Origin of the sequence: Staphylococcus sp. 17KM0847 (genome assembly GCF_013463155.1) — a bacterium.
Taxonomy (GTDB): Bacteria; Bacillota; Bacilli; order Staphylococcales; family Staphylococcaceae; genus Staphylococcus.
The window spans coordinates 677,057-703,305 of the sequence record NZ_CP040781.1 but is presented as its reverse complement, the minus strand read 5'-3'; the positions used below and the strand labels follow the sequence as shown (position 1 = coordinate 703,305).

General features: G+C 37.1%; 22 protein-coding genes. All 22 read right to left on the bottom strand.

From position 1 onward, the window contains the following. Positions 1–10 precede the first annotated feature (10 nt). On the bottom strand, positions 11–3,184 hold the full coding sequence (gene carB, locus FGL66_RS03390; RefSeq protein ID WP_180810203.1) for a carbamoyl-phosphate synthase large subunit: 3,174 nt from the start codon (positions 3,182–3,184) through the stop codon (positions 11–13). Then, the gene (locus tag FGL66_RS03385; RefSeq protein ID WP_180810202.1) at positions 3,177–4,277 is read right to left on the bottom strand and encodes a carbamoyl phosphate synthase small subunit; all 1,101 of its coding nucleotides are present in this window, start codon (positions 4,275–4,277) and stop codon (positions 3,177–3,179) included. Before FGL66_RS03385 ends, carB begins: the two co-directional genes overlap by 8 nt. After that, positions 4,277–5,554: a dihydroorotase gene (gene pyrC, locus FGL66_RS03380; RefSeq protein ID WP_180810201.1), complete on the bottom strand. Its 1,278-nt coding sequence runs from the start codon at positions 5,552–5,554 to the stop codon at positions 4,277–4,279. Before pyrC ends, FGL66_RS03385 begins: the two co-directional genes overlap by 1 nt. An 18-nt stretch (positions 5,555–5,572) precedes the next feature. After that, positions 5,573–6,448: an aspartate carbamoyltransferase catalytic subunit gene (locus FGL66_RS03375; protein ID WP_180810200.1), complete on the bottom strand. Its 876-nt coding sequence runs from the start codon at positions 6,446–6,448 to the stop codon at positions 5,573–5,575. 19 nt (positions 6,449–6,467) lie between these two features. Continuing rightward, the gene (locus FGL66_RS03370) at positions 6,468–7,760 is read right to left on the bottom strand and encodes a uracil-xanthine permease family protein (RefSeq protein ID WP_180810199.1); all 1,293 of its coding nucleotides are present in this window, start codon (positions 7,758–7,760) and stop codon (positions 6,468–6,470) included. A 201-nt stretch (positions 7,761–7,961) separates the two neighbouring features. Further along, entirely contained in the window at positions 7,962–8,486 is a 525-nt protein-coding gene (pyrR, locus tag FGL66_RS03365; RefSeq protein ID WP_180810198.1) for a bifunctional pyr operon transcriptional regulator/uracil phosphoribosyltransferase PyrR, read from the bottom strand. 276 nt (positions 8,487–8,762) lie between these two features. Continuing rightward, positions 8,763–9,680 (bottom strand): RluA family pseudouridine synthase, encoded by a 918-nt coding sequence (locus FGL66_RS03360; protein WP_180810197.1) that lies wholly within the window; start codon positions 9,678–9,680, stop codon positions 8,763–8,765. Positions 9,681–9,683: 3 nt separating this feature from the next. Then, on the bottom strand, positions 9,684–10,166 hold the full coding sequence (gene lspA, locus FGL66_RS03355; protein WP_180810196.1) for a signal peptidase II: 483 nt from the start codon (positions 10,164–10,166) through the stop codon (positions 9,684–9,686). A 363-nt stretch (positions 10,167–10,529) separates the two neighbouring features. Continuing rightward, positions 10,530–13,280, bottom strand: coding sequence for an isoleucine--tRNA ligase (gene ileS / locus FGL66_RS03350; RefSeq protein ID WP_180810195.1), 2,751 nt, complete (start codon positions 13,278–13,280; stop codon positions 10,530–10,532). 189 nt (positions 13,281–13,469) lie between these two features. Further along, entirely contained in the window at positions 13,470–14,063 is a 594-nt protein-coding gene (locus tag FGL66_RS03345; protein ID WP_180810194.1) for a DivIVA domain-containing protein, read from the bottom strand. Positions 14,064–14,087: 24 nt separating this feature from the next. Further along, complete coding sequence (locus tag FGL66_RS03340) at positions 14,088–14,876, bottom strand: YlmH family RNA-binding protein (RefSeq protein ID WP_180810465.1); 789 nt, start codon at positions 14,874–14,876, stop codon at positions 14,088–14,090. A gap of 109 nt (positions 14,877–14,985) precedes the next feature. Beyond that, a complete protein-coding gene (locus FGL66_RS03335; protein WP_180810193.1) occupies positions 14,986–15,276 on the bottom strand; it encodes a YggT family protein in 291 nt (96 codons plus the stop codon). Between the two features lie 10 nt (positions 15,277–15,286). Further along, a complete protein-coding gene (locus FGL66_RS03330) occupies positions 15,287–15,862 on the bottom strand; it encodes a cell division protein SepF (protein ID WP_180810192.1) in 576 nt (191 codons plus the stop codon). Positions 15,863–15,866: 4 nt separating this feature from the next. Beyond that, positions 15,867–16,541: a YggS family pyridoxal phosphate-dependent enzyme gene (locus FGL66_RS03325; RefSeq protein WP_180810191.1), complete on the bottom strand. Its 675-nt coding sequence runs from the start codon at positions 16,539–16,541 to the stop codon at positions 15,867–15,869. After that, entirely contained in the window at positions 16,542–17,351 is an 810-nt protein-coding gene (gene pgeF / locus FGL66_RS03320) for a peptidoglycan editing factor PgeF (protein ID WP_180810190.1), read from the bottom strand. 171 nt (positions 17,352–17,522) lie between these two features. After that, entirely contained in the window at positions 17,523–18,689 is a 1,167-nt protein-coding gene (gene ftsZ / locus FGL66_RS03315) for a cell division protein FtsZ (protein ID WP_180810189.1), read from the bottom strand. A 29-nt stretch (positions 18,690–18,718) separates the two neighbouring features. Continuing rightward, positions 18,719–20,116 carry a cell division protein FtsA gene (gene ftsA, locus FGL66_RS03310; protein WP_180810188.1) on the bottom strand — a complete coding sequence of 466 codons (1,398 nt, stop codon included), beginning with the start codon at positions 20,114–20,116 and terminating at the stop codon, positions 18,719–18,721. 217 nt (positions 20,117–20,333) lie between these two features. Next, positions 20,334–21,227, bottom strand: a complete 894-nt coding sequence (locus tag FGL66_RS03305; protein ID WP_180810187.1) for a cell division protein FtsQ/DivIB — start codon at positions 21,225–21,227, stop codon at positions 20,334–20,336. 13 nt (positions 21,228–21,240) lie between these two features. Then, positions 21,241–22,590, bottom strand: a complete 1,350-nt coding sequence (gene murD / locus FGL66_RS03300; RefSeq protein ID WP_180810186.1) for a UDP-N-acetylmuramoyl-L-alanine--D-glutamate ligase — start codon at positions 22,588–22,590, stop codon at positions 21,241–21,243. After that, positions 22,591–23,556, bottom strand: coding sequence for a phospho-N-acetylmuramoyl-pentapeptide-transferase (mraY, locus tag FGL66_RS03295; protein ID WP_180810185.1), 966 nt, complete (start codon positions 23,554–23,556; stop codon positions 22,591–22,593). It abuts the gene before it with no gap. A gap of 151 nt (positions 23,557–23,707) precedes the next feature. Next, complete coding sequence (locus tag FGL66_RS03290) at positions 23,708–25,858, bottom strand: penicillin-binding protein (RefSeq protein WP_180810184.1); 2,151 nt, start codon at positions 25,856–25,858, stop codon at positions 23,708–23,710. Then, the gene (gene ftsL, locus FGL66_RS03285) at positions 25,839–26,240 is read right to left on the bottom strand and encodes a cell division protein FtsL (protein WP_180810183.1); all 402 of its coding nucleotides are present in this window, start codon (positions 26,238–26,240) and stop codon (positions 25,839–25,841) included. Before ftsL ends, FGL66_RS03290 begins: the two co-directional genes overlap by 20 nt. Positions 26,241–26,249: the final 9 nt, after the last annotated feature.

The following is a 26,249-nucleotide window of genomic DNA, read 5'->3' as shown; positions in this document are numbered from 1 at the left end:
TATCGTCCTCCTACATATTACGCATTGAAAATGTCATACTTTCAATAACATTTGTTAATGCATTTGCCGTATCTAATGACGTCAAACAAGGTACTCCATTTTCAACTGATGTGCGACGAATTTGGAAACCATCGCGTTCGATTGTTTTTCCTTTCGTCATCGTATTGATGACTATTTGAACGTCACCTTCTTGAATTTTTGTGATTAAATCATCTTGTCCTCCAATTTTACCTACTGTTTCAACTTTGATATGATGCTCTGCTAGTTTTTGAGCTGTACCTGACGTTGCAATTATTTTATATCCTACTGCATTGAGACGTTGTGCAATTTTTACCATTTCTTCTTTATCTTTATCACTCACAGTAATAAGCGCTGTCCCATAATCTTTTACAGTCATACCGGCAGCAGTTAACCCTTTGAATAGCGCTTTTTCGAGTGTTAAGTCACGTCCCATAACCTCTCCTGTCGATTTCATCTCTGGTCCTAATGTAATATCAACATTTTTGAGCTTATTAAAGCTGAAAACAGGTGCCTTAACGTAAACACCCTCACGATAAGGTTGTACACCTTGTTGATAACCTAGGTCTGCCAACCGATCACCAATGATTGTGCGCATTGCCAATTGTGCCATTTGAATTTCCGTAATTTTACTTAAAAATGGCACAGTACGACTCGCACGTGGATTCACTTCAAGTACATAAATTCCATCATGTGCAATTACGAATTGAATATTAATTAAACCGACAATATTTAAGCCTTTTGCTAATTTGATGGTATATGCTTCTAGCGTTGTAATGTCCTCATTTGATAACGTTTGTGGTGGATAAACCGCAATGGAGTCACCTGAGTGAACACCTGCACGTTCAATATGTTCCATAATACCTGGAATAACGACCGTCTCACCATCACTAATCGCATCAACTTCTATCTCTTTACCTGTTAAGTAGCGATCAACAAGAACTGGATGATCTGGACTTGCTTTAACGGCTTCCGTCATATAATTGCGCAATTCATCATCATTATAAACGATCTCCATAGCTCGTCCACCTAGAACATAAGATGGACGTACAACAACTGGATAACCAATTTCTCGTGCATTATCAAGTGCTTCTTGTGCTGATGTTGCTGTTTTACCTTTAGGTTGTGGCACATCAATAGCTCGCAATAACGCTTCAAACTCTTTACGATCTTCAGCACGATTGACGTCTTCGAGTGATGTTCCCAAAATTTGGACACCGTGTTTTGCTAATTTGTCTGCTAAGTTTATAGCAGTTTGACCACCAAACTGTACGACGACACCTTTGGGTTGTTCAAGATTAATAATATTCATCACATCTTCTTCGGTCAGTGGCTCGAAGTATAACTTATCAGAGATGGAGAAGTCTGTTGATACTGTTTCAGGATTATTATTGATGATGATTGCTTCATAACCTGCATTTTGAATTGCCCATACAGCATGAACTGTGGCATAATCAAACTCTACACCTTGACCGATACGAATCGGTCCCGAACCGAGAACAATAATTTTCTCCTTCTCCGTCACAATCGACTCATTCTCTTCTTCATATGTACCATAGTAGTATGGTGTTGCTGACTCGAATTCTGCCGCACATGTATCTACCATCTTATACACTGGTTTAATGTCATGCGCTTGACGTAACGCATAAACTTCTTCTTCTGTCATTTCAAAACGATGCGCAATCGTGCGATCACTAAATCCATAATGTTTCGCTAATTTTAAATAATCGATATCCCCTTTATTTGCTTTTAAAGTATGCTCAATATCGATAATATTTTTAAATTTATGCAAGAAGAAGTAATCAATCTTGGTCATCTCATGTAACTCTTCTAATGTTGTACCACGTCGAATCGCTTCACCAATAAAGAATAGTCGTTCATCATCTTGTGCTTGAATACGTTGTTTAATGTAGTCTAAGTCAAATGATTCACCATTCGGTAAGCCTAAGTGATGTACACCATATTCTAATGAACGAATGGCTTTCAATAAAGACTCTTCATATGTACGTCCCATAGACATCACTTCGCCGGTTGCTTTCATTTGTGTTCCAAGTTCACGCTCTCCTTTTTCAAATTTATCAAATGGGAAGCGTGGAATTTTCGAAACAATATAATCTAGGCTCGGTTCAAACGCAGCATAAGATGTTCCTGTGACAGGGTTTTTCATTTCATCTAATGTCATCCCCACAGCAATCTTGGCAGCAAGTTTGGCAATCGGGTAGCCCGTTGCTTTAGAGGCTAGCGCGGACGAACGCGATACTCGTGGATTCACTTCGATAATATAATAATTCATTGAATGTGGATCCAAAGCTAACTGAACGTTACAGCCTCCTTCAATACCTAAAGCACGAATAACTTTTAACGAAACATCACGCAACATTTGGTATTCTACATCAGATAATGTTTGACTTGGTGCAACAACAACTGAATCACCTGTATGAATACCCACTGGATCGATATTCTCCATGTTACATACCACGATTGCATTGTCATTCTTGTCACGCATCACTTCATACTCAATCTCTTTATAACCTGCAATCGACTTTTCAATTAAACATTGAGTTGCTGGACTATATTTTAAGCCATTTAATACAACTTCTCGCAACTCTTCATCATTGTGACAAATACCGCCACCTGTTCCTCCCATTGTGAAGGCAGGTCGAACAATCAATGGATAACCCACTTTTTCTTTAAAGTCAAATGCTTGTTCTAGTGTATTAACAATATCACTCTCAGGCACAGGCACCTCTAATTCGTTCATCAAAGCTCTGAATTGCTCACGATCTTCTGCTTGATTAATCGATGCAAGCTCCGTCCCCAACAGTTTTACGTTATTTGATGCAAGAACGCCACTTTCATATAATTCAATCGCCATGTTTAAACCTGTTTGTCCACCAAGTGTTGGCAACAAGGCATCTGGCTGTTCTTTACGAATAATACGCGCAATAAAATCATGCGTTAAAGGTTCGATATACACTTTATCTGCAATCTCTTTATCTGTCATAATCGTAGCTGGGTTGGAGTTAACAAGAATTACACGATATCCCTCTTCTTTCAAAGCTAAACAAGCTTGTGTTCCTGCATAATCAAACTCTGCTGCTTGCCCAATAATGATCGGACCTGAACCGATAACAAGAATAGTTTGAATATCTTTTCTTTTAGGCATTGTGAACGCGCTCCTTTTGTTTATTTTCTTGCATTAAATCAATAAATTGGTCAAATAAATAGTTAGAATCTGTCGGTCCCGGACATGCTTCTGGGTGATACTGTACTGAAAAAGCTGGCAAAGTTTTATGTTTTAATCCTTCGACCGTGCCATCATTTAATGCAATGTGTGTAATTTCAAGATCCGTATGATCGATAGATGCCGCATCAATCGCATAACCATGATTTTGGCTCGTTAAAGCGATTTGACCTGTTGCTAAATCTTTAACAGGATGATTCGCTCCACGATGACCAAATTTCATTTTGAAAGAAGTTGCACCTTGTGATAAAGCGAATAATTGATGGCCTAAGCAAATACCAAAGAAAGGAATTTTGCCCAAAATACCCTTAATCATATCTAATGCTACTTTTACATCATCTGGATCTCCGGGGCCATTCGATAGCATCACACCGTCTGGATTCATTTTAAGGATTGTTTCTGCCGTTGTATCGTATGGGACAACTGTAACTTCACATCCACGTGCATTAAGTTCGCGTACAATATTTTGCTTTTTCCCAAAGTCAACAAGTACAACACGTAAATCAAATCCCGTGGAAACATACGGTGTTTTTGTTGAGACAGTAGGTACTTCTGTACGTGGGAGTTCTAGGTTTTTTAATGTTTCAATTGTTGTGTCAATCTCTTGTTCATCATCAACAAACGCTGCTTTTAATACACCATGTTCACGAATCTTTTTTGTAATACTGCGTGTATCTACACCACGGATTCCGGGAATATTATATTCTTTTAATACATCATCGAACGATTTTTGTGCGCGATAGTTACTTGGATAATCACAAGCCTCTTTGACAACAACCCCATTTAATGTTGGTGTAAGAGATTCAAAATCATCATAGTTAATACCATAATTTCCAATCAAAGGATATGTGAAAGTAATAATTTGACCCGTATATGATGGATCTGAAATTGTCTCTTGATACCCCGTCATTGCTGTATTAAATACAATTTCCCCTTTTGTTAGATGATCTGAACCAAGCTTAAACCCTGCATAATATGAACCATCCTCTAAAACAATATAACGCTTTTCAAACATTAGTATTGTGCCCCCTCATAACGAATATCGCCTTCAACCATTGTTAAAATTGGATTACCAAACACTTTTTCCCCAATAAATGGTGTGTTTGTTGCTTTAGATAAAAAGTCTTCTGCTTTAATCTCGTATTCATCATCAAGATTAATCAGTGTTAGATCCGCTAACGCTCCCTCTACTAAGCGGCCATATGGTAAATCAAATGTATCTGCTGGTTTTACTGTTAAATAGTCAATAAGTTGTTGCAATGACCACTCCCCATTTTTTACAAAATGTGTATAAAGTAGTGGGAATGCTGTCTCACTTCCTACAATACCGAATGGTGCACGTGTCATCGGTTGATTTTTTTCATCTGCCGCATGAGGTGCATGATCTGTTGCAATACAATCAATCGTACCATCTAGTAAGCCCTCGATTAATGCTGCTTTATCCTCTTGACTGCGTAAAGGTGGGTTCATCTTATAAATCGCATTATCTCCTGGTACATCATCTTCTGTTAATAACAAATGATGTGGTGTAACTTCTGCTGTGACAGGAATACCAGCTCTTTTAGCATCTCGGATAACACGTACGCTTTCTTTAGTTGATACATGGCATACATGATAATGACAACCCGTTGCCTCACTCAATAATACATCGCGTGCAATTTGTACCGATTCACAAATATTAGGAATGCCTGGAATACCTAACTCCGCACTTCGTTTTCCTTCGTGCATTGCTCCACCATAAATCAAACTATTATCTTCACAATGTGCCACAATCGCTCTATTTTGTGCTTTAGCTGCTTGCATTGCCTCATACATCATTGCAGCTTCTTGTACACCTACACCATCATCTGTAAAAGCGAAAGCACCTTCTGTTGTTAGTGCTGCAAAATCCACATGTTGTTTACCTGCTTGGCGTTCTGTTATTGACGCATATGGTAAAACCCGAACGTGTGCGTTGTCTCGGATCAATTGATTTAAGTTTGCAAGATGCTCAACTGAATCTGGAACAGGCTTTGTATTAGGCATTGGACATACTGTTGTAAAACCGCCACGTGCAGCTGCTTTTGTCCCTGACTCAATCGTTTCTTTATGCGCGCCACCCGGTTCTCTTAAATGAACATGTACATCTATAAAACCAGGTGCTAAAAAATGTCCTTTTGCATCGATAATTGTCATATCTGATGTTGGTGTAATAGCTGGGGCAATTTGCTTTACGATTTTACCGTCTATCAATACATCTACTTTTTTCAATGAATCTGCTGCTAACATTTTTGCATTTTGAATTAATTTCATCTTGTTTCGCTCCTTTTATCATCCTATTGTTTCAGTCAAAACTGCCATTCGTAAGTACACACCATTTTCCATTTGCTTAAAAATGCGTGACTTCGGTGCTTCTACAAGTGTATCTGCAATTTCAACACCCCGATTTACCGGTGCTGGATGCATCACGATTGCTGTGTCTTTGAGTTGCGCATAGCGCGCTTCGTTCAAGCCATAATGCTCATGATACGTTGTTGCATCAAATCCTGTGCGCGCTTCCTCATGACGTTCATGTTGCACACGCAATAGCATCACAATATCGACATCGTCAATGACATCATCAATATCTACATAATCCCCATCCATCTCTTCATCTTGCCATATTTTAGGACTTGCAAAGACAACTTTAGCACCTAAAGCTGTCAGACTATAATAATTGCTACGTGCGACACGTGAATTTTTAATATCACCACAAATTACAATTTTCAGTCCTTCAAAACTACCGTATTCTTCATAAATCGTCATTAAGTCTAATAAACTTTGCGTCGGATGCTGACCACTTCCATCTCCAGCATTAATAATCGGAATGCCCATGTCCATTAATGACTGATAATAATCATTTTCTTGATGTCGTATCACCAATGCGTCACAACCAATACTCTGCAATGTTCGACACGTATCATACAACGACTCACCTTTTTTTACTGATGATGTAGCTGTCTCAAAATGAATCACTTTCATATTTAAACGCTGTTCTGCCATTTCAAAGCTACATTTCGTTCGTGTTGAGTTTTCAAAGAACAAATTTGCGATGTATTTCCCTTCTAAACTTGGCTGTAACGTACCAAGTTTATATTGTATTGCTCGATTAATAAGATGCTGCATTTCTTCAACTGATAAGTCTGCCATTGAGACAAGATGTTTCATGACATGTCCTCCTCATATGTTATCTTTTGGGTAATAACAAGTTTAAGATGATACCTGCTGTTGCTGATAATGCCATACCTTCAATCGTTAAATTCACACCAAGATTTGATAAGTTCAGCATCATATTGCCAATACCGATGACGAGTATAACAGATGCAATCACTAAGTTACGGTTTTGCGCAAAGTCAACTTGGCTTTCAACGATCATACGTAATCCACTCGCTGCAATCGTACCGAATAATAGAATTGACACACCGCCCATTACAGGGGTTGGAATGGATGATATAAGTGCTGTAAATTTCCCAACAAATCCGAGTATAATTGCAATCACTGCTGCGCCACCAATAACGTAGATACTATAAATCTTAGTAATTGCTAAAACACCAATATTCTCACCATATGTTGTACTCGGTGGACCACCAATAATACTTGAAAACATCGTTGATACACCGTCACCAATAATCGAACGATGCAAGCCAGGATCTTTAAAGAAGTTACGTCCTACAATCTTGTTGATAACCATTTGATGCCCAATATGTTCACTCACTGTCACAAAAACAATGGGTAACATCACTGCTACAAGACCAATATGTAATGACGGATGGTAATCAACATACGGAATATAAATATCTGGAAATTGAAGCCATCCCGCTTGTGCAACCGGCTTAAAATCTACAATACCAAAACAAATTGCTGTAATATAACCAACAATAATCCCCACTAATACAGGAATTAATGAAAAGAATCCCTTAGCAAAGCCTTGTACAATTAATGTAACGAGTAATGTCACTGCAGCAACAGCAACATAACTTAAATTATAGCCTTCCATTGCACTTGAATTTTCAAACATTGCCATATTCACGGCTGTCGGTGCCAAACTCAAACCAATAACCATAATCACGGGACCGACTACTACTGGTGGTAATAAATGCATTAACCAATTTGTACCACTTATTCGAATTGCAATACCGATGACAACGTACATCACGCCGCTCATAAAAAGTGCTACAAGCATATCTCCAAGACTGTTTGTACTGAGTCCTGTAATTATCGGTGTAATAAACGCAAAACTTGATCCCAAGTATGCAGGTATTTTACCTTTAGTAATCAAAATATAAAGGAGTGTTCCAATTCCTGAAGCTAAAAGTGCAGATGATACAGGCAAACCCGTCAAAAATGGAACAAGTACTGTGGCACCAAACATTGCAAATAAATGTTGTACACTTAAAAATGCCCATTGCCCTACCTTAGGCTTTTCATGTACATCGAGTACCGGTGTTACCGTTCTTTTAAACATTTGTTCATTTTCCATGTTGTTCTTCCTTTCGTATAAAAAAAGTCCCTTAACCATTTTGTTAAGAGACTGAGGTATGCAACAATATAGACATCATGTAGTATCATACATTTACATAATCAAGCGGTTATGCTGTGCTATGTATGGTATGATGTATCACTTTTTGTCTATTATTACAACTTACCTTTGCCAGTCTCTCGTACTGAATTAAAAGGTTTTTTATGTAATTACAACCGCATTGCGATCGTCTATTTCTGATAAATATACGTTAACAGATTCTTCATGTGCCGTTGGGATGTTTTTACCAACAAAATCTGCTCGAATAGGTAACTCACGATGCCCTCGATCAACGAGTGTAGCAAGACCAATTTTTTTAGGACGGCTATGCAATAAAATAGCGTCTAATGATGCACGTACTGTACGTCCTGTATAAAGCACATCATCGACAATAATCACAACACGATTGTTAATATCTGCATCAATCATATATGTCTTATCATTGACTGTATGACGCGATGCCACATCATCACGAAAACTTGTAATATCTAATGTTCCTGTTGGTACATTGACTGATTCAATTTGTTGGATTTTTTGTTGAATACGCTGTGCCAAAAACTCACCACGTGTTTTCACACCTAATAATACAAGGTTTTCTGATCCTTTATTGTACTCTAAAATTTCATGTGCAATACGTGTCACTGTACGATTAATTGCTGATTCATCTAAAATGATACGCTCTGCCAACACAAACCCTCCTATGCAACAAAAAAACTCACATCTTGATAGACATGAGTTCAATAAGAATTGAAATAATTCATGCTTAGAAGATACATATCTCGTATGTTTTGATCTTGTTACATGTCTTATTTCATTATCGTATATATCATGTCTTTTAAGCCTCACGGGACTTATATTTAAAGACGCTTTATTTTTGTTTGCTTTACTGCTATATATGTTACTCTTTTTTATATCACTTGTCAAAATGATTTCGTACTTTTAATGGGAAATATCGGCATATTTTTATATTTCTTCACGACGTGCCTGTTCAATAATAGATTCAAATACTTGTGGTAATGGTGCTGTACGTTCAATATATTCACCTGTTCTTGGATGTTCAAAACCAATCACGCCTGCATGGAGTGCTTGTCCACCTATATCGAGTGTTTTTTTGGGACCATATTTGGGATCTCCAACTAATGGATAGCCGATATATTTCATATGTACACGAATTTGATGTGTACGTCCTGTTTCTAATTCACATGATACTAATGTATATTTCTTAAAGTTTTCTAAAACATTAAAATGGGTTACAGCTGGTTTACCGTCGTCCTCTACCGCCATAGATTGACGATCATTTTTATTGCGACCAATCGGTGCATCAATCGTACCAAATTCATGTGGAATATGCCCATGTACGAGTGCTGTATATTTACGCGTCACTGTTTTAGCCATCAATTGCTCAACGAGCGCACGATGTGCAACATCATTTTTGGCAACCATTAATAAGCCTGATGTATCTTTATCTATACGATGCACAATACCCGGTCGTATCTCTCCATTAATTCCTGACAAGTCTTTAACTTGATACATTAAACCGTTCACTAATGTTCCCGAATAATGTCCTGCTGAAGGATGTACTACCATTCCTTTAGGTTTATATACAATCGCAACATCTTCATCTTCATAATAAATATCAAGATTTAAATTTTCAGGCTGAATGTCTGCTTCTACAACTTCTTTTTCAGTGACAACAATTTGATCACCTAACTTCAATTTATAGTTAGATTTCACAGCTTTACCATTGACCTCAATTAATCTTTCTTTTATCCAATCTTGTAACTGACTACGCGACCACTCCGAATTGAATGCTGGTAACACTTTATCAATGCGCTGTAAATGATATGCTGTATCCTCTATTGTAAACTTAAATTTTTCCATATTTTATACCCTACCTTTAGTTTGTTGATCTTTTAATAAGATAATCACGAGTAAAACCACACCAATCGTTAAACTTGCATCAGCAATATTAAATATTGGAAAGTCATAACTAAAAAATACCGTATCAATAAAATCAACGACTTCACCATGACGAACACGGTCAATAAAATTTCCAACTGCGCCTGCAAGAAGCAAACTTATCGCAACCTGCATCAACATATTTCCTTTGGTTTCTTTAACATAAAACATGATTAATGCAACAATGATCACCACAGTAACAATATAGAAAAAAAACATCTGTCCACTTAAAATCCCCCAAGCTGCGCCGTCATTACGATGAGATGTAATAGATAAAAAATGAGGAATAACAACAAATGATTCGCCTACTTTCATCTGTGTCGCAATCAGCCATTTTGTAAGCTGATCCCCAATTAATATGACAAATATTATAAATAATGATAACCCGATATAGTAATGTCGTTTCATTTTATTTAATCCTTTCTATATGGATGCACTGCTTTATTATAACATCTGTTCGGTGAGAAAGGGAGTAAGTCTCAGCGCCTAATTCAGTGAAATTTCAACACTTTTCCACTATCATGCTTATAATTGCTTTCATGCATGAGAGATAGAATTAACATTCATAGTCTTACTTTGATTTCAGATAACTACTTTGATTTGTAAATATTTTCTCACTTGTTTAAGCACGTTTTCTATATCTCAGTCTTCAGTACAACGACGTTCAACCCAAAAAGCCCCCCTTGTGCAGGGGGATAGAACTTTAAAAATCTTTTATAACCATCAAGATCTCAGTTCTAACACCTATACAATAAGGGGGCTGGGTGTCCGTTACACAAGTGTTTTGACAACTTGTTGACATCTCGGACAAAGATTTGATAACTCGCCTACTGTACCTAGGCTATCACTATAATTCCAACAACGCTCACATTTTTCGCCATCTGCCGGCGCAATATCAATTGTTGCATAATGATATGCATGACCTACTGGCTTATCAACTACTTCAACTTGTGACACAATAAATAATTGATGTAAATCATCAAAGTCTTTTAAGAATGACACCGTATTGAAAGACTCACTATTTCCAATACATACTTTTGCTTCTAATGATTTACCAATTACTTTTTCATTACGTGCTGCTTCAAGCGCACGGTTGACATCATCACGTAATGCCATAAATTGTGACCATTTTTCAATCAATGCTTGGTCTACTGTTTTACGTTCTGGCATATTTGTAAGATGTACACTTTCAACTGTTTCTTGTTCGATATGTGACCATACTTCGTCTGCAGTATGTGGAATAATTGGTGCTAATAATTTGGTCATATTCACTAAAATTTCATATATCACTGTTTGCATACTGCGACGTTTATGCGATGATTGCTCTTCAATATATAAAATGTCTTTACCGTAATCAAGATAGAAGTTACTTAACTCTACATTGATAAAATTTTGTACTTCTTGATAAATATCTAAGTAATCATATTTATCGAAATGATCGAGTGCTTGATTTGTAAATTCACGTAGACGATTTAAAATATAGCGATCAACTTCTAATAAGTTCTCTTCTGAAACTTTATCTGTTTCAGGGTTATAATCATTGATATTTCCTAATAAGAAACGTAATGTATTACGAATTTTACGATATACATCTGCCACTTGTTTTAAAATCTCATCTGAAATACGTACATCTGCAAGATAGTCAACAGAACTTACCCAAAGACGTGCAATATCTGCACCTTTTTGTTTTACGATTGTTTCAGGTACGATCACATTACCCAACGATTTACTCATCTTTTTACCTTCACCATCCATAACAAAGCCATGTGACAATAGCATTTTGTATGGTGATACCTGACGTGTTGCGACTGATGTTGTAATAGATGAGTTAAACCAACCACGATATTGGTCACTACCTTCTAAATACATATCAGCTGGGTAACTGAGCTCTGGACGTGTTTCAAGTACACCACGATGAGAAGAACCCGAATCAAACCATACGTCCATAATATCTTCTTCTTTTGTAAAGGTACCATTTGGGCTTCCAGGATGTGTAAAGCCTTCTGGCAATAAATCTTTTGCTTCACGCTCAAACCATATGTTCGATCCATGTTCCTCAAATAAGTCTGCCACATGATAAACAGTCTCTTTTGTCATGATAATGTCACCATTTTCTGCATAAAAGACTGGTAATGGCACGCCCCACACACGTTGACGTGAAATGACCCATTCACCACGATCACGAATCATATTGTAAATTCGTGTTTTACCCCATTCTACCTTGAACTTTGTCTCTTCAATAGCATCTAAAATGTCTTGACGTACTTTTGAGATTGATGCAAACCATTGTGGCGTTGCACGGAAAATAACAGGTTTTTTTGTACGCCAATCATGTGGATAACTGTGTGTAATAAAATCAAGTTTGAGCAGGGCACCTTTATCTTCTAACAATTCTGTAATCGCTTTGTTTGCTTTATCATAAAACATACCTGCAAACTGACCTGCTTCTTCTGTAAATACACCTTTATCATCAACAGGGCTAATCACTTCTAAGTCATATTTTTGACCTACAATATAGTCATCTTCCCCATGACCGGGTGCTGTATGAACACAGCCTGTTCCGGCATCTGTTGTAACATGCTCACCATTGATTACAAGCACACGTCGCTCGGCGATAAATGGGTGATAAGCCTCAATATATTCAAGATCTGATCCTTTTACTTCTTTTTCACGTACCAATGTTTCTTTGTCCCAACCTAGTTGCTCCGCTACTTCATCTACCAATGCCGCAGCTACAATATATTTCGTACCTTTGACATTCATTTGTACGTATGTCAGTTCAGGATGCACTGAAATTGCAACGTTAGCTGGTAATGTCCATGGCGTTGTTGTCCAAATAATAAATTTAGCATCTTCATCAACTACACCTTTGGTATCCTTTATATCAAATGAAACGTAAATTGAAGCTGAACGTTTATCATGATATTCAATTTCTGCTTCAGCTAATGAAGACTCGCTAGAAGGTGACCAATATACAGGTTTCTTCCCTTTATAAATTAATCCTTTATCCGCCATCTCACCAAATAAACGAATTTGTGCAGCTTCATATTCCGGCTTCAACGTGATGTAAGGATTGTCAAAATCTCCATTGACACCTAAGCGTTGAAAGTCTGCTTTTTGGTTTTCAATTTGTTCCATTGCAAAAGCTTCACATTTTTTACGAAATTCCGCCGTAGACATTTCTTTACGTTTTACACCTTTTTTCGTCAGTGCCTGCTCAATCGGTAAACCGTGCGTATCCCATCCCGGAACATAAGGTGCATAAAAACCTTGCATTGTTTTATAACGTACAATAAAATCTTTCAATATTTTATTCAAAGCATGTCCCATATGTAAGTTCCCATTCGCATAGGGTGGGCCATCATGTAAAATAAAATGTGGTTGTCCTTCATTTTTAGCTAATAGCTTATGGTATAAATCTTGTTCACGCCACTTTTGTTGAATTTGTGGTTCCTTGTTAGGGAGACCTCCACGCATTGGAAATTTTGTTTTAGGCATTAATAACGTATCTTTGTACTCCATATCCATTACACTCCTTTAACTTAAAAAAGAACTCTAAGCTCAACTAACAGGGACGGCTATGCCGCGGTACCACCCTTATTAACTCAGCTTAGAGTTCTCTCCATTCATATTGATTAATCATAAAGTCAGTGATACAAGAAAAGGTCATCCGCTAGGCTCTCACCTTCCCTAGCTCGCTGTAATCATCACTTATTTTTCTTGCTTGTCTGTCTTCGGTTCTTCTGTTTTTTCACCCTGCTTTTGTTGCTTATCTTGATGAGTTAGCTCTTTTTCATCAAGATGTTTAAAGTTTTCTTCAGATACTTGCTGTGCATCTAAATCATAATTGAGTAAGTAATCCCAATCATCATTTTTGAGTAAATCTAATTGTGCTTCGACTAACATTCTGAAGCGTGAACGGAAAACTTTAGATTGACGTTTCATATCTTCAGTTTGGAATGAAATACGTCGTGCTTTTTCAATGCTATCGTTGACAATACGATTACCTTCTGTTTGTGCTTTGGCAATAATAGCATCGTGTTCTTTTTGTGCAGCTGCCTTCGTTTCATCTGCAGCACGTTGCGCACTTACAATCGCTTCACCGACGGATTTTTCTACTTCTTTAAACGACTGAATGTGCGCATCTCGTTCAGCTAAAACTTGTTGCAACTGTTTTTTGTCCTCTTTTAAGCGCTCAATCTCTCTCGATAATTCACTCAAATAAGATTCAACCTCAGTTGGCTCAAAACCATTTTTGATACGCGTAAATGATTTATTTTTAATTTCACTTGGTGTATAAGCCATTGATCTGTCCTCCTCCATCATACACTATTTGAATAATGTTTGATAGGTTATTCTTAATTTATCTTTTTTTGTACGTTCTCCAATCGTTACAATACGTGCACGTCCAAAACCTTGAATCGACAACAAGTCACCTTGCTCCAGCTGATAATCAACAGATTCGATAACCGTGTGATTGACTTTTACACGCTTTCTCTTGATTAACGCTTGAGCTATACTGCGTGACTTATGTATCATATCTTTCAGTACAACATCTAGTCTTAACGCAGTAACTGTTGTATCCACAGTCTCCCAGTATGCTTTTGATTGTACCATATCTTGTACAGAAACGACATTGAGTTTGACTGTGGCACCTTTAATTTTTGTTAATTCCATCATGATATAGGATTCCAATTGATTTGTCAAAACAAACTGTATGCGTTCTCCAATAATAATGTCACCCACTTGCTCGCGTTCAATACCTAATGACATCAATGTACCTAATACGTGTTGATGTTGAATGGTTACAAACTTTTCTGGGTAATCAATCTCTACTACACAAAGTTCAAAATCTGTTTCAGTTGGGACATAATAATCTGGTGCAATAATTGCTCGACATCGCTCAGCTTGAGGTCCACCATTAAAATGTACAACGATATCTGTAAAACTACCCGCAATAACCTCTAAAATATATTGTCCGCGTGGGTCTAAAAAGTGTGTAAGAACGGGCGCATATTGCGTGGATGCAATACGTACTTTATCAAGTAATGCATCGATCAATGGCTGTTCCTCACGTCTGAAATGTTGATAAATATCGATAAGATACACCTCCTCCATATGCCTTTTGAAAACATTGAGGGGCTTAAGACACCTCACGCGTCTTAGCCCCTTTAACAGATATCATACTACAAATCTCATATAGTTCATCATGTCTCATCGCCATATTTTAATAAAAATGTTTAACAATGAGGTTAAAAATTGCAACAATTCCTTGAGAAAAAAGGTTTAATACAATAAATGCGACAATTGGTGATAAGTCAATCATTCCAAGTGGTGGAATAAAACGACGAAATGGCTCCAAAAATGGTTCATATAACTTTGCCATAAATCGTCCTACCGCACTTTCTCTTGCACCGGGTAGCCAAGACATAAAGATATATACAATCATCCCAATTGTGTAAATACGTACAACGAATAGAATAAATTGTACAATTTCAGCTAGTAACTCTACACTCATAACATTCTCCTTATTCGTATTGGTTTTCCATCGTTTCAATATGATCCGTAATACTACCTGCGACTTCTACGTTATCTGGTGTACAAAGAAAGATATCTGCACCTACACGCTGAATATCGCCACCAATCGCATAAACCGTACCACTTAAAAAGTCAACAATACGTTTGGCAGATACTTGATCAATACGCTGTAAATTTACAAGTGTAGCACGTCGGTTTTTCAACTCATCTGCAATATCTTGTGTATCTGAAAAAACACGCGGCTCAAATAAACACATTTTTGAGCTACCATTATGGTCAATCTCTTGAGTCTGATTCATACTTACCACATTCCCTTGTCCTTGATAGCTAGTTTGCTGTTGTGTTACTTGATATTTACGTTCACTATGAGGTGACTTTGTACGTGTTGATTGTTTTTTCGGTACAGACTGTATCGCACGTGGACGCTCTCGCTCTGAGGTTGATTGACTTGTTGCTTGTGTCGTTTCTGTACGCTGTGAACGCTCTTGTTGGCGTGCTTCTTCAGCAAAGTTATCCTCTTCTTCTTCAATAGTAAAAAAACCACTAAATAGGTCTTTAATAGCCATTTGTTCACTCCTCTTTTCCTACTAGACGCGTACCAATCCTTACAAATGTTGCACCTGCTTCAGCTGCTATTGCATAGTCATTGCTCATACCCATAGATAACTCAGTACATGGCGCATGCGCTAACTTGTGGGCTTGGATTTCATCACGTTTATGTTTGAGTTGTTCAAAGATCGATTTTAAATAAGGTTGATCATCTGTATAAGGTGCCATCGTCATCAAACCTACTACACGAATATGTTCATACTGTTGTAACATCTCAATAAAAGGCATAACCTCATCTAATGTTACACCGTGCTTCGTTTCTTCACCTGATACATTGACTTGTACAAAACAGTTAATGGTATGGTCTGCACGTTTATCAATTTCTTTCGCTAAACTTTTACGATCTAAAGCATGCAAATAATCGACATCATTAATCACTTCTTTAACTTTACGTGATTGCAATGAACCAATGAAATGCATCGTTACATCATCGGGAAGTGCTTCTTTTTTGGCTAAAAATCCTTCTATACGATTTTCTCCAAAATGACGCACTCCTGCCTCATAAGCTTCTTTAGCTCGCTCTATTGTAACATATTTCGTCACAGCAATCACGTTTGGCAACGAAGGATTGTCACCACTTGACATATTTGCTTGTAACGTCGATTTAATCTCTTCTAAGTTTGCTCTAACTGACATTTACGTCATCTCTCTTTCATTAGATTGTGAAATAAATGCTAACATTCTTCCAGTTTGTCCTTTTTCAACACGATATGAAAAAAAGCGTTCTAAATCTTCAGAGGTCGCATATGTTGTACGATAAATATTAGCATTTGGCACACCATAATGTTCACATAATAAAGCATTGGCCAATTTTAAATCAATACCATGGCGATTCTTACCACGTGTATCAATATATTGTTTAATTTCAATAGGCAACTGTTTAAACTGTTCTAATATCTGATCGTTGATTTCATAGGATTGAGAAGTTGCAGGTCCAATAACAACAAATAAGTCATTTAGATGATGAGGATAATGTTGTAGGACTTCCCGTACGATTTGTTTCACTGTACCACGCCAACCTGCATGTGCTAATGCGATAAAATGATGTTTCGGACTATAAAAGTAAATCGGCACACAATCTGCATAGCACATTGTCAACATCGTATCATGATCATATGTGTACATTCCATCAACACCATATAATATATCTTTAGAAAGCATTTCGATGTTTTTACCTCTGTCTGCTGCTGTAACTTCGACTACTTTTGCTTCGTGTGTTTGAATTGGAAAAACCCAGTTCTGTCTCATTACTCCAATCTCTGAAGCAAGAATCTCTTGATGATATGTCACATTTTCAGGCAAATCATCAATATATCGTGCCATGTTGAACGCATTTTTAGGATATGCACTTATACCACCTTTACGTGTTGTAAATCCTAGCGTCACACCATTTTTACGTGCAGGTGTGTACGCTAAATGATGGCTGTACTGTACAAATTTTTCCATATTGCACCCCCGACTACATTATTGGTACAGAATGAGAAAAAGCTAGGACAATGAAGTAATGACATTTGCCCTAGCATTTTAATTCATAAGTTGTTACAAAGTAGCAGCTACATCATTATACGAAAAATGTAGCACACTTAACTTTGCCTCTATTTATAATAACGCTAAAGTTTAACGACGTGTTCTTCTTGAGCGTCTTTCTTCTCTGTTACGGATAAAGCTTGGAATATCGTCATCAGCTGTACTATGACCACGAACTTCTGTTTCTTTATCTTGACTTACTGATGAAGTGTTACCCGTATTAAAACTTGACTCTTTAGCTGTTGATTGTGATGCACTTGCACCAAATCCAGAATGACCTTGCTTACGTGCTTGTGATGCAGGTTTATCTTCAAAACCAGTTGCGATAACTGTAACTACAATCTCGTCTTGAAGCTCCGGATTAATCACGGTACCAAAAATCATATTTACATCTTCGTCAGCAGCATCTTGTACAATATCAGCCGCTTCTTGTGCTTCAAATAGTGATAAAGACTCTCCACCTGTAATGTTCATTAAAACACCTTGTGCACCAACAATTGATGTTTCAAGTAATGGGGATGAGATAGCTTTTTTCGCAGCTTCAACGGCACGATTCTCACCTGAAGACACACCGATACCCATTAATGCAGAACCTTGGTTGGACATAATCGTTTTAACGTCAGCAAAGTCTAAGTTTACTTCACCTGAAACTGCAATTAAGTCTGAAATACCTTGAACACCTTGACGTAAAACATTATCTGCTTCTTTAAATGCTTCCATCATTGGTGTTGATTTGTCAACAATATCTAATAAACGATCATTTGGAATAACAATCAATGTATCAACAGCCGCTTTCATTGACTCTACACCAGCAGCTGCTTGTGTTTGACGTTTACGACCTTCAAAACTAAATGGACGTGTGACAACACCTACTGTTAATGCGCCCATTTCTTTTGCGATTTTGGCTACAACAGGTGCGGCTCCAGTACCAGTACCTCCACCCATACCGGCTGTAACAAATACCATATCTGCACCTTGGATGGCATCTTCAATTTGTTCACGAGATTCTTCAGCTGCTTTTTTACCAATCTCAGGATTAGCACCTGCGCCTAAACCACGTGTTAATTTTTCACCAATTTGGATCTTTGACTCAGCTTTAGATAGGTTTAAAGCTTGTCCATCCGTATTAATTGCGATAAATTCTACATTGTTCATACCGTGGTCAATCATACGGTTAACAGCGTTATTACCGCCACCACCGACACCGATGACTTTCAGTGTCGCTAAATGATTAAATCCTTGTTCAAATTCTAACATTTACTTTTCCTCCTAATCTTTGTAGCCAATCAATCAAACAGAGATCTCATAATTTTTTTGAATTTACTTTCTTCTTGTTTCGGTTCATCTTGTTCAGCGTTTGCATTATGCGTATCCACATTGCTTTGCTCATCGTTGTTATATGCTTCACCTGATGTATCTTGAGGCTGTTGTTTCTTCGATTTTCTCTTAAATAGAGACTCAAAGCCACTTGGTTTTGAATCGTGTACATTTGTATCACTTTCAATAACTTCTTCCTCAATTTCTTCGTTATCATGATTACTTATTGTAACATAATCCAATAACTCATCGAAAGCAATACTGCTAGAAATTGTAGAAATCGCCGAAGAAAACTCAGGTTTACGTACACCCATCTGTGAAGGTGTATGAATACGCACTTTCTCACTTACCATATCTTGTAATAACTCTTTAACACCTAATAAATTAGCTGAGCCACCTGTAATAACAAAGCCACCGTTCACTTTTGTTAAATCCAGTGCTTGTAAAACATCAAACACTTCGAAGAAAATATCTTCTACACGTGCTTCGATAACGTCACTCAACTCTTTTTGCGTGTATTGTGCAGGTGCATCAGAGTCGATCTGTTCTACTGCAAACACGTCTTGATCGGATGCTGAATCGTAAAATGCATGTCCGTATTGTTGCTTAATCTTTTCAGCCGCATCGTAAGGTGTATTTAAAAACTGAGCAATATCATCTGTAATATGACGTCCTGCCATTAAAATGACATCTGCATCAATCAGTTCACCCCGCTCGTAAAATGCGATTTGTGTTAAATCTTCACCAATATCAATCACACACGCGCCAAGCTCTCTTTCTGTCGGTGTCAAGATTGAACGATAGTTGTATGAATCTGAATAAACATCAAGCACGTCGACACCACTTGACTCTACGCATTTAATCATATTAATCAAAATAGATTTATGAATCGCAATCACACCTGCATCAACTTGTAAAGAATGACGCGCAATCAATTCTTTAGGGTCAGATACTTCGTTGTCTTCGTCTACAATAAAACGAATTGGGAACACGTTGATGACTTCTGTTTCAGGTGCTTCATTTTTACTGCGAATCCCTTCTAGCACTGTTTCAATGTGTGTACCATCAATCTCTGTATCTTCATGAAACTCAATTTTATTTGTTTCATCATATACTTCTGTACCAACAATAGGTAATTTTAAGAAAACTTCTTTAATATCTACGCCTGATGCAATAGATGCTTTTTTTATTGTATCTTTAATTGCTTGTTTTGCGATATCAAAGTCATCAATCAAGCCATTTTTAATACCATTTGTATAGGTTTGCCCTGTACCTATCACATTAATGCCGTTATGAAATTTTTCACCAACGATTGCTTTTACGCTTGATGAGCCGATATCTACACTAACATAATAATGCTCTTCCATAGATAGGCACCTCCTGACAGTTTTTTACATATTCACACTATTATAAGTTTACAATAACACTGTACCAATGTGAACTATAAACCTGTTTAATTTCTAACTTTTTGTTCATTTTATGTAATCACTAACTTGAATGTGAAAAAGACATTTCGAATATACAAAAGCAAACGAAGGATAGGTATAGGGTGTAAAATCTCTGTTATCCTAGTACCTCACCTTCTCACTCCGCTTCCTTTTCACTCTCTTTAATTTTATTTAATGCTTTTTGTAGTTCATCTTTTGCTTCATCTCTTGACTGTGTACTTGTTTCAACCTGTTGTGCACTTGCTGAATCACTACTACTATCTTCTGAATCATTATATGGAATAAAGCTTGCACCGACTGATAAATCAATATAACCTGCCTCTTTTAATCGTCCAGAATCATCTTTATCTAGCGCTTGAGACATACTCGGATAATATTTCAGTTTCTTAGCAATTGTTTTGGTGTTTCCCAGTACCTCTATACCATCTCGCATATAGAGTTTGATTAAATTAGGCTGTGCCTTTTTAGCAGCATACACCACTTCAGAAATTTGCGCACGCGTTGTACGATCAACTTTATTGAGTGCCTCCACAAGATTTTGTTTATCTGTACCTTTAAACCCTTGCAAATACGGAACTTCATTCGGCACGTTCCCTTTATAATCTTGCAGTATACGTCCACTTTCAATAACTGGGACTTCTCGATCTTTGACCGTCACAATACCTACGATGTCATATTCTTTAACTGTTACAGTGATACGATTGAATAACCCTTTATGTACATTAACTTCTTTAACTAGCGGATGTTTATTAATGCGATCTTCTGCTTTCCCACCATTGTAAGAATAAATGCGTGTATCTTTTTTTATTTTAAGTTGTTTTTCGATTGTCTTATCCGCTATATAATGATTCCCTTCAATCGACACATGTTTAATATAACTGATCGGCGTAAACATATAAATTACAATAAGCACAACGATGAGTAATAATATTGAAACCACTGCACGTTGTATGCGTCGTCTTTTTAACAGTTGACGTCGTCTTTGTTCTTTAAGCATCACATTATCTATCTTTGGGATATGCTCTGTCATTTATTCCACATCCTTAATGTGACGGCAAATGAGCTTTAAACGCCGACACAAACATTTCACCTCGTTGTTCAAAAGTGTCATATTGATCCCAACTTGCACACGCTGGCGAAAGTAAAATCACATCATTCGGTTCTACTATTTCTTGGACTTTTGTCACTGCGTCTGTCACATCAATAGCCCGTATCACTAGCTTTCCTTGACTTTCACCAAGCTTTATAAACTTATCTTGTGTTTCACCAAAAGTAATCATTACACGCACATTATTCATATACGGAATCAAATCATCAAAATCATTTCCTCGATCTAAGCCACCACATAACCAAACGATAGGCTGATCAAAAGAATTCAAAGCAAATTGTGTTGCCAATGTATTCGTTGCTTTAGAATCATTGTAATACTTATTGGTTTTATTATTCCCAATATACTGCAAACGATGTTCAATGCCTGAAAATGTCGTTAAAGACTGAATAATTGCACCAACTGACACACCTGCTAAAATAGCAGCTAATGTGGCAGCTAAAATATTTTCTAAGTTATGTGTTCCCGGTAAAACAATGTCATCTAAATGGATCAGACGAATATGATTATAGACAATATAGTCATTATCTACATAAATACCATCTACTGCTTGTTGTGTCGAAAAATAAAGTATTTTTGATTTTATTTGAGACGTATCAATCAAATGGCGTTGTTGATAATTAAAAATTAAATAATCACTCTCTGTTTGATTTTTAAAAATACGCTTTTTAGCTTCTTGATAATTCTCTAATGTTTCATGGTAATCTAAATGTGCTTCATAAATATTCGTAACAATTGCAATATGTGGTCGATAATGCTCAATACCTAATAATTGAAATGATGAAAGCTCAGTAATTAAATACTCATCAGCCCGAACATCTTGTGCTACTTTTGAGGCCACATATCCAATATTACCTGCTAAATGTCCAACTTCTCTACTTTTATTAAACATATCACCAAGTAATGATGTTACCGTTGTCTTACCATTTGTACCTGTAATACCAATGATTGGGGCTTCTGATATAAGATAGCTGAGTTCGACCTCCGTTAAAATTGTCAACCCACGTGTTTTTGCCTCCTGTAATAACGGAACTGTATAAGGAATACCGGGATTCTTAACAATAATTGGGGATTCATCCAACAATGCGATGGGATGCGAGCCACTCACTACATGAATACCTAATGTTTCTAAGTCTTTCGCATGCACATCTTGTGATAAATCTTTGCCATCATTTACTGTTACTTCTGCACCAAGGCGATGCAATAATTTTGCTGCTTCATAGCCACTCTTTGCCAAACCAAGTACAAGTACCTTTTCCCCCATTAATCCTGTATAGTTTATCAATTAGCTCACTCCAATCCATAGACCGATAAGACCTGTTATTAATCCGACTGACCAAAAGACCGTCACGACTTTCCACTCACTCCAACCTATCAGTTCAAAGTGATGATGCAATGGACTCATCTTAAAAATACGTTTCCCCGTCAATTTAAATGATGTGACTTGTATCATAACGGATAATGTCTCTAAGACAAAGACAAGCCCTATAAACAATAATGAAAGTTCTTGGTTCAGCATAATAGAGATTGTTGCAAAAATACCACCTAGTGCTAGGCTTCCTGTATCCCCCATAAAGACTTTGGCTGGGTTAATATTATAAGGTAAGAAACCTGATAGCGCTGCAATCATAATGATACAAAATAATCCAATAGCTGGTTGTTCTAAAACGAAACTCATTATTGCATACATCGTAAAACCAATAATTGAAAGTCCTGTTGCTAAACCATCTAAACCATCTGTTAAGTTGACAGCATTCGAAAAGCCTACTTGCCAAAAAATAATGAATAAGACATACGCAAAAGACAATGGCAAAGATGCATCTGTAAAAGGCAAATTAATATCAGTAGAGAAATCAAATGCATTAAATCCTTTTGCAACGATAAAAAAGATAACTGCAATGATAATTTGCGCTAAAAACTTTTGCTTACTTGTTAAACCTTGATTGTTCTTTTTAACAACGATGATATAATCATCAATAAAACCAATCAACCCAAAACCAATAGTAACAAAAAGTAAGAGTAGCAATGGGCTTGCTGGTTCTACAAAAACACTCGCAATTATTGTCGTGACAATAGCTCCAATTAAAAAGGTTAAACCACCCATAGTCGGTGTCCCTGTCTTTTTCATATGGCTTTGTGGTCCCTCTTCCCGAATACTTTGCCCAAACTTCATACGCTTTAAAGTAGGTATTAAAATTGGTACTAAAACTGCTGTTATAACAAATGCGATAATTGCGCTAATAATTCCCATAATAGTCTCCTTTATATATTTCGTCTTACATTTCATTTGAAAGATAGTATCTGCATTTCAAGGCGATCTCATATACTGCCAAATAGTGGGAAAGTCTAAACGACATATATTATCCCGCTCAAACTATCTCCCCTATCAATGACAGCAGTGATTAACCTGTTTCTTTTGATGCCATTTCCACTTCAATATCCGCCTTTTTATCTATCGGCGATTGTGCCGATTGTGATTGTGATTTCACAAAACCACTACCTTTAACTTTTACTTTGATGCCTGTTAAAGATTCAAACGCGACAAGGTCATCTCGGGTCCATCCCGTCATATCTGGCATTGTTAAGTCACCATTCGTCAGCAATAAAACATTACTGTTTGGTAATAATCTTGTACTTGATGTTGGACTTTGACTTACGACTTGATCACCACTGCCTATCACAACTGGGTGAAGTGACTGATTCGTAATTTTATCTTCTGCCTTTTCAACAGATGAATCAACAACATCAGGCACTTTATTAATCGTGACTTGTTCATCAAGTTTGTCTTCCCCTACGTTTAAGTATTGCAATGTATTCTTCATAATCGGTACAAATGCTTTACTTACACTCATTTCGTAAGCTTCTTGATCTCGTTTTTGTGCAAGGCTCATACCAGCATATACAACAACACGTGGATTTTTACTTGGGGCATGACCTATAAAACTTGAAAAATATGGATTCGGCCCTTCTACATACCCGCCATTCTCTGGGTCTGCGACTTGTGCAGTTCCTGTTTTGCCTGCTACACGATATCCATCAACTTTAAAATGTTTCGCATGGCTATCTTTGCTATTAACAACGAGATCCAACTCTTTTGCGACTTTTTTCGCCGTTTGTTCCGTCATTGGTTTACCTGTCACTTCACGCTTCCCTTTATAATACGTTTGATCAGACACTGGATTCATAATTGATGAAATAAAATAAGGTCGAATCATCTCACCTTTATTAAATACAGATGATTGAGCTTGGAGCATTTGTGCAGGTGTTACAGTTGTAGATTGACCAAATGTTGTCGTTTTTTGCATCAATTCATTTTCCCATGCAATATTACCACTCTGTTCACCATCAAATAAACTTCCTGTGGTTTTACCAAATCCAAACTTTTCATACCATGATTGCATTTTGTCAACACCTACAAGGTCTTGGAGTTTCATCATCAAAGTATTAGATGAATATGTAAAACCTAAGCTCATAGGAATTTTACCCCAACCTTCTTTATTCCAGTCATAAATACGAGAACCTTGAATATCACGGTACCCCGACTCGTATTTTTCATTCGGTTTAAATTTACCTTCTTGAATCGCTGCAGCAAGACCAAATGTTTTGAATGTCGATCCTGGTTCATAAAGGTTTTGATATAAATCATTTGCCCACTTTTTACCAAAGTTTTCTCCTGTCTCTGGATTAAATGTAGGTCTTTGGCTATACGCTAAAATCTCACCCGTTTTTGCATCCATAACGACAGCAAATAAATCTTTCGGTTCATAGCGTTCTACCATCTTATCAAGCGCTTCCTCTACAAATACTTGAATATTAGAATCAATCGTCAAATGCACATCATCCCCACGTTTAGGTGCCACTTCATTTTTAGAATTCGGGATGATATAGCCCCATATATCTTTCGTGAAAGAGGCGTGACCTGACTCTCCAGACAGATAGCTATCAAATATTTTTTCAACACCTAATGCGCCTTTAAGCTCTCCCGTATCCGCATCTTTTTGCGCCATACCAATCAAATGTGATGCAAAGTTACCATTAGGATAAAAACGCTGCACCTCAGGGTATAACGTTATACCTGGTAACTTCATCTTCTCAATCTTTTCCTTATCATGATAGGTCAAGTTTTGTCCTGCTTTACCAAATTCGACCTGAAAAGCCTTTTTCATATTGAGACGCTTTTCTATATCTTTAGCAGACATATCAATCACTTTAGCCAGTTGTTTCGCTGTCTTTTTTTTATCTACAACGTGCCTTGGCTCTTCTGAATCTTGACTTGCACGCTGATCAATAACAGCTGCCAAGCGAAAACGATCAACATCTTCAGCTAAGATTTTGCCATTTCGGTCATATATTTTGCCGCGTTCTGCACCTTGATCAAGCTGTGACAAATATTTCTGGTTTGCTCTCATAATTAAATCTTCACCAGATGACTGCCCCAATAGCATGACATAGCCATATCTTAAAACCAATGAAAAAAAGAGCAGTCCAAGTACACCAATCAGGAGGACTGCTCCTACTTTATTCTTTTTAATCTTAATTTTTCGTTTCGCCATCTTTACGCACGACCTTTACATTGTCATTCTGTAGACTCATGCCTTGTTTCTGCGCCTTATCATAGATGCGCTCATAAGAAGCGTTTTTCATTGTTTCGGACTTTAATGCACTATTTTGACTTGATTGTTGTTCAATTTTTTGTTCTAAATCTGCAATTTTCCCTCTTGTATCATAGGCATCCATCTTTAAAGACAACATATAAATACTAATAGCTGCAATAATTGCAACAAGAGATATGTATAATAACTTTTCAAATCGCGTCACTTTCACAACTACTTGCTTCTTTATAGTTTGATGCTGTTGTGAAAGTTTCTTTTTCGGGGTGCTTTGTGGTTCTGCTATTTGCTGTTCATACGGTTCATATATTTTCTCTACCGCCATAATATCCGC

Excerpts from the sequence above, each read along its gene's own strand:
- carB (WP_180810203.1), bottom strand. The coding sequence starts at position 3,184 with ATGCCTAAAAGAAAAGATATTCAAACTATTCTTGTTATCGGTTCAGGT.
- FGL66_RS03385 (WP_180810202.1), bottom strand. The coding sequence starts at position 4,277 with ATGTTTGAAAAGCGTTATATTGTTTTAGAGGATGGTTCATATTATGCA.
- pyrC (WP_180810201.1), bottom strand. The coding sequence starts at position 5,554 with ATGAAATTAATTCAAAATGCAAAAATGTTAGCAGCAGATTCATTGAAA.
- FGL66_RS03375 (WP_180810200.1), bottom strand. The coding sequence starts at position 6,448 with ATGAAACATCTTGTCTCAATGGCAGACTTATCAGTTGAAGAAATGCAG.
- FGL66_RS03370 (WP_180810199.1), bottom strand. The coding sequence starts at position 7,760 with ATGGAAAATGAACAAATGTTTAAAAGAACGGTAACACCGGTACTCGAT.
- FGL66_RS03360 (WP_180810197.1), bottom strand. The coding sequence starts at position 9,680 with ATGGAAAAATTTAAGTTTACAATAGAGGATACAGCATATCATTTACAG.
- lspA (WP_180810196.1), bottom strand. The coding sequence starts at position 10,166 with ATGAAACGACATTACTATATCGGGTTATCATTATTTATAATATTTGTC.
- ileS (WP_180810195.1), bottom strand. The coding sequence starts at position 13,280 with ATGGAGTACAAAGATACGTTATTAATGCCTAAAACAAAATTTCCAATG.
- FGL66_RS03345 (WP_180810194.1), bottom strand. The coding sequence starts at position 14,063 with ATGGCTTATACACCAAGTGAAATTAAAAATAAATCATTTACGCGTATC.
- FGL66_RS03340 (WP_180810465.1), bottom strand. The coding sequence starts at position 14,876 with ATGGAGGAGGTGTATCTTATCGATATTTATCAACATTTCAGACGTGAG.
- FGL66_RS03335 (WP_180810193.1), bottom strand. The coding sequence starts at position 15,276 with ATGAGTGTAGAGTTACTAGCTGAAATTGTACAATTTATTCTATTCGTT.
- FGL66_RS03330 (WP_180810192.1), bottom strand. The coding sequence starts at position 15,862 with ATGGCTATTAAAGACCTATTTAGTGGTTTTTTTACTATTGAAGAAGAA.
- FGL66_RS03325 (WP_180810191.1), bottom strand. The coding sequence starts at position 16,541 with ATGTCAGTTAGAGCAAACTTAGAAGAGATTAAATCGACGTTACAAGCA.
- pgeF (WP_180810190.1), bottom strand. The coding sequence starts at position 17,351 with ATGGAAAAATTTGTACAGTACAGCCATCATTTAGCGTACACACCTGCA.
- ftsZ (WP_180810189.1), bottom strand. The coding sequence starts at position 18,689 with ATGTTAGAATTTGAACAAGGATTTAATCATTTAGCGACACTGAAAGTC.
- ftsA (WP_180810188.1), bottom strand. The coding sequence starts at position 20,116 with ATGGAAGAGCATTATTATGTTAGTGTAGATATCGGCTCATCAAGCGTA.
- FGL66_RS03305 (WP_180810187.1), bottom strand. The coding sequence starts at position 21,227 with ATGACAGAGCATATCCCAAAGATAGATAATGTGATGCTTAAAGAACAA.
- mraY (WP_180810185.1), bottom strand. The coding sequence starts at position 23,556 with ATGGGAATTATTAGCGCAATTATCGCATTTGTTATAACAGCAGTTTTA.
- FGL66_RS03290 (WP_180810184.1), bottom strand. The coding sequence starts at position 25,858 with ATGGCGAAACGAAAAATTAAGATTAAAAAGAATAAAGTAGGAGCAGTC.
- ftsL (WP_180810183.1), bottom strand. The coding sequence starts at position 26,240 with ATGGCGGTAGAGAAAATATATGAACCGTATGAACAGCAAATAGCAGAA.